Origin of the sequence: Methylobacterium nigriterrae, from assembly GCF_037106235.1 — a bacterium.
Classification (GTDB): Bacteria; Pseudomonadota; Alphaproteobacteria; order Rhizobiales; family Beijerinckiaceae; genus Methylobacterium; species Methylobacterium nigriterrae.
Map to the genome: position 1 here is coordinate 1 of NZ_JBAWTG010000985.1, position 260 is coordinate 260.

Consider the following 260-nt stretch of genomic DNA (forward strand, 5'->3'; position numbering starts at 1 on the left):
GGACCTGCATCGCCACGCGCGTCGCGCAGGCGCCCGCGGGCCTGATCCGCTGCGTGATCGGGCCGGAAGGCCAGGTGGTGCCGGATCTGCGCGCCCGGCTGCCCGGCCGGGGCGCCTGGGTCACGGCCCGGCGGGCCGAGGTCGAGGAGGCCGTGCGCCGGCGGCTGTTCCAGCGGGCCTTCAGGAGCAAGTGCGTCGAGGTGCCGGCCGACCTCGCCGAGCGCGTGGCCGCGGGCCTGCGGGCGGATCTGCGCCAGTCG

1 protein-coding gene is annotated in these 260 nt (G+C 78.8%); it reads left to right on the top strand.

Translation table 11 applies throughout. The features are described from left to right. On the top strand, positions 1-260 hold a 260-nt coding region (locus tag WDW90_RS39960; RefSeq protein ID WP_336493099.1), incomplete at both ends, for a DUF448 domain-containing protein.